General features: G+C 54.5%; 11 protein-coding genes. 3 read left to right on the forward strand and 8 right to left on the reverse strand.

The annotated features are described in order from the left end of the window. Window positions 1-10 precede the first annotated feature (10 nt). Window positions 11-532 (forward strand): hypothetical protein, encoded by a 522-nt coding sequence (locus tag ACTQ3V_RS02905; RefSeq protein WP_441363888.1) that lies wholly within the window; start codon window positions 11-13, stop codon window positions 530-532. Next, the gene (locus ACTQ3V_RS02910; RefSeq protein WP_441363887.1) at window positions 498-1,040 is read left to right on the forward strand and encodes a hypothetical protein; all 543 of its coding nucleotides are present in this window, start codon (window positions 498-500) and stop codon (window positions 1,038-1,040) included. The genes ACTQ3V_RS02905 and ACTQ3V_RS02910 overlap by 35 nt, the downstream gene beginning before the upstream one ends. A 366-nt stretch (window positions 1,041-1,406) precedes the next feature. Here ACTQ3V_RS02910 and ACTQ3V_RS02915 read toward each other — a convergent pair whose 3' ends face one another. Next, complete coding sequence (locus tag ACTQ3V_RS02915; RefSeq protein ID WP_441466174.1) at window positions 1,407-2,597, reverse strand: IS256 family transposase; 1,191 nt, start codon at window positions 2,595-2,597, stop codon at window positions 1,407-1,409. A gap of 191 nt (window positions 2,598-2,788) precedes the next feature. Here ACTQ3V_RS02915 and ACTQ3V_RS02920 point away from each other — a divergent pair, with 191 nt between their 5' ends. Beyond that, window positions 2,789-2,998: a hypothetical protein gene (locus ACTQ3V_RS02920; RefSeq protein WP_441466175.1), complete on the forward strand. Its 210-nt coding sequence runs from the start codon at window positions 2,789-2,791 to the stop codon at window positions 2,996-2,998. A 197-nt stretch (window positions 2,999-3,195) separates the two neighbouring features. Here the strand turns inward: ACTQ3V_RS02920 and ACTQ3V_RS02925 are convergent, their stop codons facing one another. From ACTQ3V_RS02925 to ACTQ3V_RS02955, 7 genes are read right to left on the reverse strand one after another with little or no spacing between them, the layout of a single operon-like run. Further along, on the reverse strand, window positions 3,196-5,607 hold the full coding sequence (locus ACTQ3V_RS02925) for a lysozyme family protein (RefSeq protein WP_441466176.1): 2,412 nt from the start codon (window positions 5,605-5,607) through the stop codon (window positions 3,196-3,198). 7 nt (window positions 5,608-5,614) lie between these two features. Continuing rightward, window positions 5,615-7,951 carry a VirB4-like conjugal transfer ATPase, CD1110 family gene (locus ACTQ3V_RS02930; RefSeq protein WP_441466177.1) on the reverse strand — a complete coding sequence of 779 codons (2,337 nt, stop codon included), beginning with the start codon at window positions 7,949-7,951 and terminating at the stop codon, window positions 5,615-5,617. Then, window positions 7,929-8,345, reverse strand: coding sequence for a PrgI family protein (locus ACTQ3V_RS02935; protein WP_441363883.1), 417 nt, complete (start codon window positions 8,343-8,345; stop codon window positions 7,929-7,931). Before ACTQ3V_RS02935 ends, ACTQ3V_RS02930 begins: the two co-directional genes overlap by 23 nt. Before the next feature lie 27 nt (window positions 8,346-8,372). Further along, on the reverse strand, window positions 8,373-9,206 hold the full coding sequence (locus ACTQ3V_RS02940) for a VirB6/TrbL-like conjugal transfer protein, CD1112 family (RefSeq protein ID WP_441466178.1): 834 nt from the start codon (window positions 9,204-9,206) through the stop codon (window positions 8,373-8,375). A gap of 27 nt (window positions 9,207-9,233) precedes the next feature. Beyond that, a complete protein-coding gene (locus ACTQ3V_RS02945; RefSeq protein WP_441466179.1) occupies window positions 9,234-9,581 on the reverse strand; it encodes a hypothetical protein in 348 nt (115 codons plus the stop codon). A gap of 21 nt (window positions 9,582-9,602) precedes the next feature. Beyond that, window positions 9,603-11,504: a VirD4-like conjugal transfer protein, CD1115 family gene (locus tag ACTQ3V_RS02950; RefSeq protein ID WP_441363880.1), complete on the reverse strand. Its 1,902-nt coding sequence runs from the start codon at window positions 11,502-11,504 to the stop codon at window positions 9,603-9,605. 5 nt (window positions 11,505-11,509) lie between these two features. Further along, entirely contained in the window at window positions 11,510-13,831 is a 2,322-nt protein-coding gene (locus tag ACTQ3V_RS02955; RefSeq protein WP_441466180.1) for an S-layer homology domain-containing protein, read from the reverse strand. Window positions 13,832-13,900 lie beyond the last annotated feature (69 nt).

Here is a 13,900-nt window from a genome sequence, read left to right on the forward strand (position 1 = left end):
GAGAAATAGTATGTATGTTAAACGTTTTTTTTGCTTAGCGGTCATTAGTGGAATTCTCTTAAGTCAGCTATCCATGTTTGCTGGGGCGGTTCAAATCGAGGAGGTATTTCCAAAAGAGAATGTTCAAATCACGTATGAGGATGCAAAACGCCCTAATGAAGCTCCAATCCAGCCATATGCAACAAAAACAAAGCTCTTTTCGTTTGCGTTAACGGATGTATATGATATCGTAGCTACATATACCGACAAGATGGTTGCGAGGAAAAATATCACAAATGGTTATCTTCGTATGGAGGGAACAATTACAAATTCATCGAATTCCAAGCCTGTAAGAATTGGACTATGTGTTGCAAACGCGTCGGGCAATTATGTTAACAAACTTTCCGTGGATACTTTTGCAACCAACGAATGGGATTATGCCACTTGGCCCAAAAGCAAAGTTCCTACCTCTGCATGTCGAGCTTTTGTAAAAAACATCAGCACGAAAGGCTGGCTGAATGGTGATGTCTATGTCTATAACTCTAATATCTAAGAAATTTGCAATTATCCGGATTTTTTTCTTGCTGCTTTGCTTAGCAGCGCTCATGGGCTGCGAAAAAAGTAATGACACAGCAACAAATGAACTACCCGCAGAAGCTTCTGTCTGCGTAGAACAGTATGTGGAGTTAATGGAGGACAAGGGATCGCCTGTTGCGCAAGAATATGTGTATTTTGAAAATCAAACCTCCAAAGAAATGTTTGGAGAGGCCAACATGGCATTTGAAAAATATGCTATTGATGAAACTGAAAAAGTAAATGACAGGCTCTATGTACTTTCTTTTTCGGCAACCGTTGTTTATCGTTTGTCCGAGGACGACCCTGAAGAACCGGAGATTGTTCAGGAAGAAGGGTTCAACTATGTTGCAAACGTTGATGGCGAATGGAAGTTTATTTTAAATGCTGCGGATATCCCCGAATCGGTTCAAGACGGTTTTGACCCTGAAAAATATAAAAGCAATGATCCGGATATAATGTCGCCAGAAGATGTAATAATTGTATGAAAGGTTTGGGATTTATGATGGAAGGAGCGAAAGCATCTTTGCTGATGTAAGCTGAAACAAAAAGAGCGCCCGCCGCTCACAGCCTATGCTGTGGACGGCGGGCGCTTTCTCTGTAATCTAAAACAGCATAGCAAAGGCTGATTTAGGTTTTGTGAATAGTATCCAATTTACAAGTATTATAATTTAACAAATCTGTTCAGACGGTAGATTTACAACCATGATAAAAGAAAGTAATATAGGTCTATAATTTCCCTCGGAAAAGAGATGACTGTATAATGGCAAGACAGCAGTTAGCCGCCAGTCAGGCATCCGGGTCGTGTCAAGAATTTTTCGCACTTTAGTTCGCAGACTCTGTTATGAATGAAGTCAGCCAGCAATGGAGGCATCCTCAACGGTCGCCTCCAGATGCTTCATGTTCATGTACTTCTTGTTGCCCCACTGGGTGCCGGCTACATGGCGCAGCCGGGCACAGACCAGCATAAGGGCTGAGTTGCCGTCCGGGAAACTGCCCACCACACGGGTACGGCGGCGGATCTCCCGGTTTAGCCTCTCAATCACGTTGTTGGTACGAATACGGGTCCAGTGTTCACTGGGGAAATCACAGTAGGTCAACGTTTCCTCAATACCATTCTCCACCTTCTTGGCGGCTTCCTTCAGTTTCATAGAGCGCAGTTCCTCTACCACAGCCTTAGCTTTTTCTCGGGCGGCTTTCTTGCTCTCCTGAGCGTGGATCGCCTTGAGCATCTTGGCCACCAGCTTCACCTTTGAGCGAGGTGTGACAGAGAACACATTTCGGTAAAAATGGACGGTACACCGCTGGTATTTGGCCTCAGGAAATACCTCTCCCACGGCTTCCAGCATACCAAGACACTTGTCGCCAACAATGAGTTTCACACCGTTCAGACCACGGCCACGCAGCCACTGGAAGAAGCTGATCCAGCTGGCCTTATCCTCCTTCATGCCCTCTGCGGCGCCCAAAACCTCACGATATCCATCCTCATTAACCGCAATTGCCACAAGAATGGCTACATTTTCAAATTCTCCACCCCAATTGCGGCGCAGGTAGATCCCATCCACATAGACATATGGATACCGCCCACCTCGCAGAGGACGGTTCCGCCAATCTTCAATGTGGACATACGCTTTCTTATTCAGCTCACTGATGGTGGAGGGAGAGACTTTGCTGCCCCACAGGGCCTCAGTGATGTCCTCTACACGCCGGACGGATACACCTGCCAGGTACATTTCAATAAGAGCCTCTTCCACACTGCTCTCTCGGCGGCGATACCGCTCAATAATGGCAGTCTCAAAGGAGATTCCCTTGAGCTTAGGCACCTTGAGAGTGACATCCCCAGAAGTGGTGGTGAGGTTGCGGCTGTAGTGACCGCTACGGTAGCCCTGGCGCTGCTTGTTACGCTCGTACCGGACCGCCTGGGTTAGCTTCTCCGCCTCGGCCTCCAGAAGCTCATTGAGTGTTTCTTCTACGCTTCCACGTACAAGTTCCTTGAGCTGCCCCTTGATAACTTCCTCGTTTAGCTGTACAATCTTCTCGGACATGGTTTGCTGTCTCCTTTCGAATGGTGTGTCGCGACTTCATTCTACCAAAGATCTGCAAACCATGTCTTTTTTGTTTTTGCGAAACTTATTCTACCTGACCGGCATCCGGCTGTTTATTAGATGATATTGCAGGGATCCATGGCTGCTATGTTTCTGATTTGAAGTATAATGCCGCCCTTCAGCGGCTCGCAATGCTGGATTTATGCGCAATAGATGAAAATGATTATCCGCTATCCCAATGGCTGGACGCCGCACAGTATTTTATCGGGAACGGCGTGCAGTATTCCGGCATTGCGGAAATCAAAAATGCCATGCTGAAAAAATATAAGCATGCTGCAGACGGCGTCCCCAGCCCGGATGGCGCAGGGGCGGATGCAGGTGCAACACGGTTTGTCGATTGAAAAGGCATTAAGCAGGTTGCATCGCTTTGGGAAAGATGCTATACTTTTTTTGAACCTATTTACCTTTCATCGTCCCCTTATGAGGAATGGAGCCGGCGCATTGACGCCGGCTCCATTCCTGTTTTTCTGCGGCAATCAGATCAAAAACGCCGGCGCAACCTGCGCCGGCGCTTTTCCCAGATGCTGAATGGATGAGTTTAATGAACCGCAGCGCCGCCCCAGCCCCAGCCGCCGAAGCCGTAGTAGTTGGTCCAGGATTCCAGCGTATCTATTGCGCTGCCGCCTATGTTGGACATGATCTGCCCGTTGCCAAGGTAGACGCCGACATGGCCGGCATTCAGCCCGCAGCCGCATGTAGTACGCGAATTATATACCGCAGGGTCATTGTACACCATCGCGCCAACCGGGATGTTTGAGCTGTCATGGCTTACAACATTCGTTACCCTGTTTCGTCCGGCACAGCACCAGTTGTTGACCTGCACCCCAGCCGCACGGTATACCTGCTCCGCCCACATTTCGCAATACCCGGCAGGGGCCGTGATGCCGTAATTCTGGTAGTTCTGCGCGATCAGCACAATGCGGTTCTGTACATCGCTGCCCAGCGCGGCATGGTACTGCCGCACCAACAGGACATAAAACATATTGCCGTAGTTATAGCGCCAGCCGCCGTTTTTCGGGATGGATATCTCGTTCTTGTACGGCACCTTCACGCCGCCGGAATGCTGCCGCGAAAATTCCTCCGCCAGCTCGAAGCTGTATTTCTTCCCGTGTGATGCAACAAAGTCAAGGAACCCGCTGCCGTAGTTATACGCTTGGATCACGGAATCTTCATCGCAGCCGAGATTTTTCGCCTTGCGCACCAGCTGGGAGAAATATTTGCAGCCCTGATTGATAGACGCTTCCTTGCTGAGCGAGTTCGGCGGCAGCCCCATGGATTCAGAGGACTGCATCACATCTTCCAGCCGTCCGCCGCTCTCTACCTCAATGATCGCAAGCAGCGTGTCCACATAGTTGGATATGCCGTACATTGCGGCGTATTTTTCCACCAGTTCCCGGAGCGCCAGTACCGCGGCGGAAAAGCCCTTGCCGCCGGTCCCACTGCCCAGCAGCTGGACCAGTTCATCACGGTAATCCTCCAGCAGCTCGTGCAGCATCACGCGCTGGGATTTCATGAAATGGTACTTGTCCGCCGCCTGATCGGCGGATAAGCCGCCCACCCGTATATGCAGGATCCTGTCCCCATCCTCTGTTTTCGTGTACCATTTTGTATACGGGTTCATATCCATATACACCCCAGCTAAAATCTCACGCTGGTCGGGTCCCATCGTCATTGCATCGAAGCCGTCCTGCTCTGTCACCTTTACCGCAAACACAGCCAACACTTCCACGCTGTCCGCATAAGTACCCTCATATTCCACCCTGTCATAGCTTTCACCCGCCAGCGCAGCGGACGTCCACGCCGTCTGCGCCGCCATGTACGCCTGCTGCACGCTCTGCCCGTCCACGCCGATATTCTCGTCCGCAAACAATAGCCCAAGCGGCGAGGCAATGATGGTAAGCGGCGCGGCAACAAGGCTCACCACCAGAACCACCGCCACACCGGCCAGCAAGATTTTGCTCTTTGCCGCAGCGGCGACCTTACGCATCAGTTCCGTGACGATCTTGCGCACGCCTTTTTTCGCCGCCCCGCCCGCACCGCCTTTTTCCCCAAGACGCAGCTTCAGTTTGCGGACGCCGGCTTTCCGTGCGCGCAGCTGGTATTTTTTCAAGCCGTGCGCAGCCGTCCGGCTTCGCTGTGCGGCAGCGCTGCTTTGGTACGCCGTATCCGCCGCCTTCTGCGCGTGCGCACGGCGCATCAGCGCGCCCTGCCTTACCGCACCGCCATAAACGCTTTCCGCGCCTTTTGCCGCTTTGCCATATACGGTAGACGCCGCGTTTTTCGCCGCACGGTCGCGCGCCGTACCGTATACCGCCGCTGCGCTGCGCTGGTTTTTCTGGGTTTTCTGCCTGTTCAGCATCAACAGACGGCCGCGGGCAGGGCGGTACCGCTGACCCTTTTTTAACCGGACGCTGCGTACTGCGCGCTTTTTCTCCACTGCGGCATAGCGGAATGCGTACCGCGTTTTCCCGTCCGCGCCGCGGTAACGGCGCGCCACACGCCGGACGGACTTTTTTACCGCGTATTGCCGCGCCTTATCCCGTGCCGCGCCGTAAACCTTTTTCGCCGCAATGCCGCCGTATTTTGCAGTGGTGCGCATGGTAACGCCTGCCGCGCGTTTTGCACTGCCCGCCATCCTGTCAGACGCCCTGTTTACCGCCGCAGCATCCGCGCGCTGCCCCTCCTGCTCCAAACGGCGTTTCCCATCCCTGCGCTCCTGCATTTTCCGCACGGCTATGCGGACCATGTACGCTTTCATGGTCCGTTTTTTGTGCTTTGCCTGCGCTGGCGCGCTTTTCGCCGCGTATGCCTGCTGCTCCGCGCCCTGCCGCGTCCTGCTGCCGTACTGCGTGCTGGCCGCGCCGCTTACCGCTTTTCCGCGCTGCGCCCGCGCAGCGCCATACGACACCTTTTTCCTGTCCTCCGGCGTTTTGTATTTGTATGTAGCCATAGGGATATCACTCCCATTCGCCGGCCTTGGTGGTCATCAGACGGTATAACTCGGTGTGCTTCGGGATGTCGTTCTGGAAAGGGATGAATGCACTGCCGAACTTCATCAGCCCGCAGCCGGGGTCTGCGTTTTCCACATAAGAAAGCTGGGTATCGGAAATGTGCAGCAGCTCTGCCAGATCGGCGCGATCGGACGCGGACTGGGACAGCATGATAATGAATTCGCTGTTGGCGAACAGCCACCGCGCGTCCTTGCTCCGCAGCATTTCGCCCACGTTCTGCGTGATGCCTGTCATATAGGCGTTGCGCTTGCGCAGCCGTTTCCACATGCGCAGGAAGTAGCTGGTTGCAAACGGATAGCGGAAAAAGATTGAAAACTCGTCCACAAATACCCATGTCCGCTTTCCAGCCCGCCAGTTCTGCAGCACGCGGTTGTAGACAGATTCCAGGATGACCAGCATGCCAAGCGGCATGAGCTGCTCGCCCAGATCAAGGATGTTGTACGAGGTCAGGCGGTTATGCTGGTCTACGTTCGTCTCCTGCGAAAAAATGCCGAGCGAACCAGTGATAAACAGCTCTGCGGAAAGCGCCAGCTCCCTTGCTTCGTCCTCATCCTGCCCCCGCAGCATATTGTACAGGTCGGTTAAGGTCGGGGATTTCCCGTGATAGCCTCCGGCAATATAGCCTGCATACAAATCCTTGATGCATCGGTCTATGATAGACCGATGTCTGGCATTGACGTCATCCCCCATGATCTGTTCAAACAGGGACATGATAAATTCGGACTTATCCGCCAGCGGGTTTTTATCATTATCTGCATAGCCTTTTTCCATGTCCATTGCATTGATCCGCACGGAGGATGAGCCGGATACGTCGATCATCGTGCCGCCGAACGCGCCCACCATGGGCGTAAACTCATTTTCTGGGTCAAGGATGAGCACATCATCGTTCGTGGACAGGAGGACTTGGCCAATCTCCCACTTTGCGCTCATGGACTTGCCTGCGCCCGGCACGCCCAGACGGATGCAGTTGCCGTTTTTGAGCAACGCGCGGTTTGCCAAAATCATATTGCCGGATACCGCGTTATTGCCATAGCAGATACCGCCCGTCTGCTGGATCTCCTGCGCGGAAAACGGCGTCAAAATGCTCGCGGATTTGGTAAGCAGCGTGCGCTGCTGCACCACGCGGCGCAGCCCATAGGGCAGCACCGTGTTCAGGCCGATATCCTGCTGCCATTTCAGCGCCGCCAGCCCACAGCCATATCCGCTTGCCGTTGTCTTCAGCGTCTCGGTATCCGCGTCCAGCTGCTCCAGCGTATCCGCCATATGCACTACCGTCGTGGTAGTCATCATGATACGCTGGTCATTCTGCGTGGTTTCATCCTTGTAATTCTCTACCACCTCGCGCATCTGCTTGTACTCATAGGGGATTTCGGCGGAAAAGTTATTGTTGTTGTTCTGGCGCTGCTGCCAGCGCGTGATATCGGATTCCACCCGCATATCCAGCCGGTTCAGCATCTTTACCGCTTCCTGCGGATGCACCGGCGTGATATCAATGGACAGCATCATCTGGCGCGGCAGCTCCATCAGGTCATGCACCAGTTCATCGGACAGCATGGACGCATACTCTTCGATGAACAGCACACGGGCGAAACCGTGATCCAGTTCGATATAGTCTGCGTGGTAGCGCATTGCCAGCGGGCAGAACACATCTGCAAAATGCCTGCCGCTGCGCATCATATCCGCGACGTCGGCGTTTTTCATGCGGTGGTCCGGACGGAAAAAGTCATGCAGCACGCGGAACCGTTCCGTGTTGTCCAGCGGCTTTACCGCAGAGGAAAGGCGCTGCATCCCAAACGACAGGCTTTTCCCGGCGCGGCTGAAAAACATCCGCGCCTCGTTCTCGTTTTTGCGGTTTGCGGTCAGCGTCAGGAATTTCTCCTGCACAATGCCGTTGCTGCCCTTTGCCTTATCCATCAATACACGGTTCATCTCGCCGCGGTACCTGTCCAGCCCATCGTCCTTCTTTTTGTAGAAGATCGAACCGCTCAGGCTATCCTTGTTAAACAGCCTGTTTGCCAGTGTGATCTTCAGCCGGCTGTCCGCAGCAAGGCCGTTGAGGACGCGCCCCCAGGAGTCCAAAATAGAGGTTTGATCCTCCGGGCTTGCCACCGCATAGTTGATATCCGTAAAAGACCATGTCTTGCTGTATTCGGTTGCGCCTACCTGCCAGAGTGCGTCCGGGTATACCCGCTGGATGGGTACGATCTGCTGCACACTCTTCGGCAGGCGCACGGGGCGCGTTGGCAGCTGCACCTTGACCTTATCCTGCTTTTTTCTGAACATTCTTCATCTTCCCCTTTCCGGTATTTACAGGCTTTTTCTTTTTCTTCTTATCGCGTTCCCGCTCCTCTGCAGCCGCGCGGTGCAGCGTTTCGTACAGGCATACCGCCCTGTATACATACCAGCCGTTATGCCGGAATGTGGTGCGCAGCCACGCGCAGGCAAGCTGCTCAAAACACAGGCCATGATAGGACAGGAACCCTACCGCCGCCGGCAGTGCGGCGAGCAGGATGCACAGCACGCTCGCCGTTTCCTTGCCAATGAATGGGCGCAGCCCAAAATTCGCTGCGCCTGCAACCACCAAAGCTACAAAGCCCCATATCGTCTGGCGCATGCTCAGCCCCATGAACACGCCCTCGCGGTAGTTCCGTATTTCTTTATTAACCGGGCATTCCATGCCGTTTCAACCTCCTTCTTCTTTTCTTTACAATGCCAGCATATCTTTCACAACACGGTCCGCCGCGCTGACGATACCCAGCAAAATCAGCATCTGGAATATCACGCCGGCCATGTAACCCACCATCATACCGATGCTGCCATCACCAAAATCGACCGATGGCAGTTCGTTGCTTGATATAAAAGCGGAATACACGATACACGCCAGCACAACAACAGCAGCTTCCAGGCAAACACCGATAAAGCTCTGGATAAAGGTGCGCCCGTGCCGGCTGGTCAGTTCGCCGCCAAACGCGGAAAGCGGCAGCGGCGCCAGCGCGACATACAGGTATACGCGGAAAAACCGCCCATATACTTTTGTCAGCATCATCATGGACAGGCAGATAACAATGCCGGTAAAAACCAGCCCTACGACCCCTGAAATCACACTCTGGATGATGTTGGCGTCTTCCGCCGCCGTCCGTATTTCATCCGGCAGTGTGGCAGCTACTTCATGCAGGCTGCCAAGGCTCGCTGCTATGGAAGAAGTGATCCCGCCGGTGACCTCGAATATAAAATTGATAATTTCCAGCCCATAGGTGATCGCCGCCTGCGCGAGGACAAAGCGCAGGAACAGGCGGAACACCTGTTCCGGGTGCCGGAGCTCCCGGAACGAGGTGGACTGCTTAAAGAAGGACATCGCAAAGAACAGGATGAGCAGGCCATACCCGATACCTTGCAGCACAGAGAATATCTGCTCGATGGCAGGCCATATCGCGCCGCCCATAAATTCTTTGGGCGACTGCGTGACAATATCCCAGATTTGTGCCATGTAGCTGTTCCATGTCCCGAGCGCGCCCTCCAGTACATCTAACGCCCACATAGTTTTTCTTCAACTCCATTCTTGCTGTCAGCCGCCGGTGATAAGGTCCAGGATGTCCTTTGCGAACATGATCAGCAGGCCGCCTACCAGACACAGGATACCCTGTGTGCGCTGGGACGGGTCGTGCGACTGGATCGACATACCGACCTGCAGCACGCCCCAGCCGGATACCATCAGGCCAACCGCCTTGATGAGCGCAAAGATGAAATCCGAAAGCTGGTTGATCGCGCTCAGCGGGTCGGCGGCGAACGCGGGGATTACGGCAAAGCAGGCAACAGACGCAGCCAAAACGCCTTTGCGGTACAGGCTGCGCGTGCGGTCATATGCTTTTTTGCTTGCGAGAAGCATCGCCAGTTTTTTCATACGGTTTTTCATAGCAAAATTCTCCTTTTTGTTTCAGATGGAAAAATACTCAAATTCAATGCCGTCTACCATTTCTTTCCCCGCTTTCCATCCATCTGTCTGTGCGGATGGGCGGATTGGGTGACGCAGCGGCGGTATATAGGGTTTTGCTTTGCCGTCCGCAGTCAGCGCCAGCGCAGGGTGGCGCGTCAGGTCATACTTGAAATCGCATACCGGATGCTCGCCGCGGATAAAGAGCAGCGCGAATTTGTTGTCCAGCCCGCGCACCTCGTCTGGGGTCATCAGGTCATGGCCGGTCTGCTGGTAATTCCGCGTAAACGAACCGTGGCTCCCGCGCGTTTCACCGGTTGTGCGCGTATCAATGGTTTCTTTGCCAAGCAGTTCTGACACATATTTGTGGGTCACCTGCTCGTTGCCGCCCAAATAGAGGAAGGTATCGCAGTTGCCTGTGACGTTCTCCCATGTATCCTTATACATCCCCTTGAGCTGCGCGATGTTTTGCAGGATGATCGTGCAGGAAATGTTGTATTTCCGGCAGGTGGAAAGCGTCTGCTCAAAATCCTCCGGCAGCGGCACGTTTGCGAACTCGTCCATCAGGAACCGGACGTGTACCGGCAGTCTGCCGCCGTGCTTCTTTTCCGCACATTCGTACAGCTCCTGGAATGCCTGCATATATAGCATGCTGACCAGATAATTAAACGACTTGTCATTGACCGGCGTGATAACAAAGATCGCGCGTTTGCGTTCGCCAAGGGATGCGAAATTCATCTCGTCTGTATCCGTGATGTCCTGCATCTCGTCCAGCAGGAAATACGCAAGACGGGAGGTTGCCATCTGGCGGATCGTATCGCGTGTCTTTTCCGGGCTGGTAAGGAACGGCTTGTAATACTGCACGGCAATATGGTTCTCGCCCTTTTCCGCTTCCAGCTGCAGGAACAACTGGTCTGTGGGGCTTTGGGGTCCTTTCTCTTCCGCAGCTTCCGCATTGTTGAGCAGGTACATGACCGTGCCGAAGTTTTTATCTTCCTCCGCGCCTTCGTGGTAAAGGTACAGCATCAGCGCGGTGATCAGCGCGGTTTCCGCCTTCTCCCAAAACGGGTCGCTGCTGTTTGCGCCCTTTGGTGTGGTGTTGCGGATCAGCAGCGTAACCAACCGGATCACATCCGCATCAGAGTGGATATAGTCAAATGGGTTATAGCAGTCTGAGCGCCGCCTGTCCGAGAGGTTGAACACCTTAATGTCATATCCGCGCTTCAGGAGCAGCGGCGCGCAGTCCCGCAGCAGCTCGCCCGCGGGGTCGCACACAATATAGGAACAGTTGGCCTGCATCAGCCCCGGCTTTGCGAGCGAACGCGACTTGCCCGCGCCCGAACCGCCTACCACACAGATGTTCAAATTGCGCTGATGGCGGTAAACATCCAGCCCGATGCACACATTCTGTGTTAAGGGGAAATTCATATCACACGGCAGGCGCAGGGCCTTTTCCGCCTGCATCTTTTCCTGTTCTTCCGGCGTGGGCCGCTTGATATGCAAGCGCACGGGGAGGGAACGGAAGAAAGCGGCAATCTTCGATATCCGCGCTTTCAGGCGCTCCATAAATTTGGCGTGATACCGGTACTTTGCGCAAACCTGTTTTGCCTTGCCCCATACCGCAGAACCGTACTCCTTTCCCGGACGGCGCTTGCCCTGCCCATCCACGAACAGCAGCACGGCCACCAGATAAACCAGTAAGGCAATGAGTACAGCCCGCAGGCTGTACTCATTGATCACAATATGGAACGGCGTATCCATACACTGTGTCAGCGCATCCAGCCATTCGCCGACTGACCGCCCCGGCGCTGCCGCGCTGCCGCATAGCAGCCCGAACCACAGCACAGGGATGCCCAGCGCCACCCATAGGGCTGCGCCCGGCGTAGTGTTCTGATCTGGACGCATGGCAGTTACCTCTGGTAGCTGGACGCGGTCATAATGTCAGCATACGCCCAGTGGCCTTGCGGCACATCCGTGTAATAGACGCCGGACAGGTCGCTGGACGCAAGCGTGCGCCCCATCACGCGGTTGACCACTGCCGCTGCTTCCGCGCGGGTGATCGGCGCATCCGGGCGGAATGTGCCGTCCGGATAGCCATTTACCCAGCCGCGGCCGGCGCAGTATGCAATGGCGTCCGCTTCCGGCGTCCCGGCGTACACGTCGTAAAACCGTGCCGTGCCTTTATAACCGCCGGTCGTGTCGAGGCGGTACATCATTTCCACAAATTCCGCACGGGTGACCGACGCATAGGGCCGGAAGTACGAGGTATCCACGTCAACGACGCCGCCGTACACAAAAGCGTCCAGCGCATCCGTGTAGTAATCATCCGTCTGCACATCGCTGAAGCCGGCAGGGGGATAATCCGCATCCGCGTCTGCGTCCGTCATACGGACGAGCAGCTGCACCGCTTCTGCGCGCGTCATATTATCCTCCGGATGGAACTGCGTGCCATACCCAATGAAAAACGGCGACCTTACAGACCGGTCAATGGAAATCTTCCCATTCGAACCGCTGCCGGAGGAAACCTTTTCCGCTTCTGCCGAAATGGTTACATCCGCACGGACATTATCCACATAGACAGTCACCGTGCCGTTATTGCTGCGCTCCATGTCATATGCGATGCCATCAACGGCAATGATAGATGCGCCCGCATAGGCCGTTTCGGATTTGGAGCCGATTTTCAGCGTCACAGTATCGACCGTATAACCGCTATCCGGCTTGATGGTGAATTTCACATCCTTGCCATGGGATACGGTCGAGCCGGTATTTTTGCTGATCGTCAAATTGTTCGACTTTTGGATTGTTACACTGTGGCTGGTATTGATTCGGCTTGCCGTCGCAGATACACGCACCGGCTTATCAATATCGGTCACATAAAGATGCGTAACACCATCCTCATCGGTGGTCATGCGGTATGTTTCGCCGCTGACGCGGATCGAAGTCTCATCTGCATCTACGGTTTGGCTGCTATCGCCAATTTGCAGCGTAATACGGTCAAGCTCGTACTTATCTTCGTCCGTGACATAAATATCAAAATCTACATCCGTGCCAACCTCTACGCTGCTGCCGCAATTCTTGTCGATCTTCACCCCGGTACCGGCAGAGGTTGTCACCAGCAGATTATCACTGTCATAGACGCTCTCTGCGCTCACGGTGATATTGCTCTGCAGATCGGTAAGGTATACCGTGCAGGCGCTGCCGCTGCCGGATACGCGGTATGCGTTTGTCCCGACAAACACCGTATTGGTGTTCGGGGTGCTGTACGCAGTTTTTCCATCCGCTTCAAGGGTCAGCGCGTCGATGGCATAGCCCCGGTTTGCGGAAAAAGACACCGTGTAATTGCTCCCTTTTTTGACGATATCCTTGGACACCTCGCTGCTGATGCCACGCCCGGCATGGACTGTAACCAGCACCTCATCACTGTCCGGCTCGCGCTCAGCTGTTTTCAGCTCGATTGCAGCCGGGCTGGTGACGCCACCGCAGTACACAGTCAGCATACCCTCAGCGTCCATGGTGAAACGGTATCCCTGCGACTGCACATCGCAACCTTTGGAAAGCGCGACGATGGTCTTGTTTTGGCCAATCGTCAGGTCTGCTCTGGTAATGCAATACAGATTGCCGTCCGGCCTGGCTGTCATGGTGTAGGCTTCGCCCTTGCCCAGCTTGGTCAAACCAGACGATACGGTTGCGCCGCTCTGTGATGTGGCTGTAACCGTGTATTCCGAGCTGACGGCTTCTGCAGATAACGTGATGTCATCCTGTGCTGCAGGAATGGAAACCGTTGCGCGGATCACGCTCGTTCCCTGTGCGTCGATCTTGCTTTCGTATCGGATGGGATAGGCCGCGCCGTTCAGGGACAGCTCCCTGTCCATTTTCCCCACATCCGCATAATCCGTGTATGTCTCGTCCGTAAGCACGAGCCGCGTCAGGTCGTACCCCTCCTGCGGCGCAAACACAAAGGTTTTGCTGCTGTCCTCCACGCCAATCACATGGCGTCCTACAGACGAGACGGTATACCCTGTGCCGTTCTGCGCGGTGACGATACGCTCCGTCTTTTCATCGGACTGCATCACGGTCAATCCCTCCGTACTGCCGCCGGGGGCCGCTGCAACGGACGCCGGCGGGGGCGTCCCATCGCCGGGGAGCGGCTGGCCTGCTGCAAACGCCGCAGCGGTCTGGCTGAGCGCCAATGCCGCGGACATCACCGTGCTGATGATCCTCTTTTTGCTCATAACGCATACTCCTTTTTTTCTGAAATAAAATATGGGCGCATAGTGAACCATGCGCCCGTATATGGGGGC

The sequence above is a fragment of the Candidatus Agathobaculum pullicola genome, assembly GCF_052117205.1.
GTDB classification, from domain to species: Bacteria; Bacillota; Clostridia; order Oscillospirales; family Butyricicoccaceae; genus Agathobaculum; species Agathobaculum pullicola.

Bases quoted from the DNA above. Each gene is read 5' to 3' on its own strand.
- ACTQ3V_RS02935 (WP_441363883.1), bottom strand. From the start codon at position 8,345: ATGGAATGCCCGGTTAATAAAGAAATACGGAACTACCGCGAGGGCGTG.
- ACTQ3V_RS02945 (WP_441466179.1), bottom strand. From the start codon at position 9,581: ATGAAAAACCGTATGAAAAAACTGGCGATGCTTCTCGCAAGCAAAAAA.
- ACTQ3V_RS02910 (WP_441363887.1), top strand. From the start codon at position 498: ATGGTGATGTCTATGTCTATAACTCTAATATCTAAGAAATTTGCAATT.
- ACTQ3V_RS02905 (WP_441363888.1), top strand. From the start codon at position 11: ATGTATGTTAAACGTTTTTTTTGCTTAGCGGTCATTAGTGGAATTCTC.
- ACTQ3V_RS02940 (WP_441466178.1), bottom strand. From the start codon at position 9,206: ATGTGGGCGTTAGATGTACTGGAGGGCGCGCTCGGGACATGGAACAGC.
- ACTQ3V_RS02915 (WP_441466174.1), bottom strand. From the start codon at position 2,597: ATGTCCGAGAAGATTGTACAGCTAAACGAGGAAGTTATCAAGGGGCAG.
- ACTQ3V_RS02955 (WP_441466180.1), bottom strand. From the start codon at position 13,831: ATGAGCAAAAAGAGGATCATCAGCACGGTGATGTCCGCGGCATTGGCG.
- ACTQ3V_RS02930 (WP_441466177.1), bottom strand. From the start codon at position 7,951: ATGTTCAGAAAAAAGCAGGATAAGGTCAAGGTGCAGCTGCCAACGCGC.
- ACTQ3V_RS02950 (WP_441363880.1), bottom strand. From the start codon at position 11,504: ATGCGTCCAGATCAGAACACTACGCCGGGCGCAGCCCTATGGGTGGCG.
- ACTQ3V_RS02920 (WP_441466175.1), top strand. From the start codon at position 2,789: ATGCTGGATTTATGCGCAATAGATGAAAATGATTATCCGCTATCCCAA.
- ACTQ3V_RS02925 (WP_441466176.1), bottom strand. From the start codon at position 5,607: ATGGCTACATACAAATACAAAACGCCGGAGGACAGGAAAAAGGTGTCG.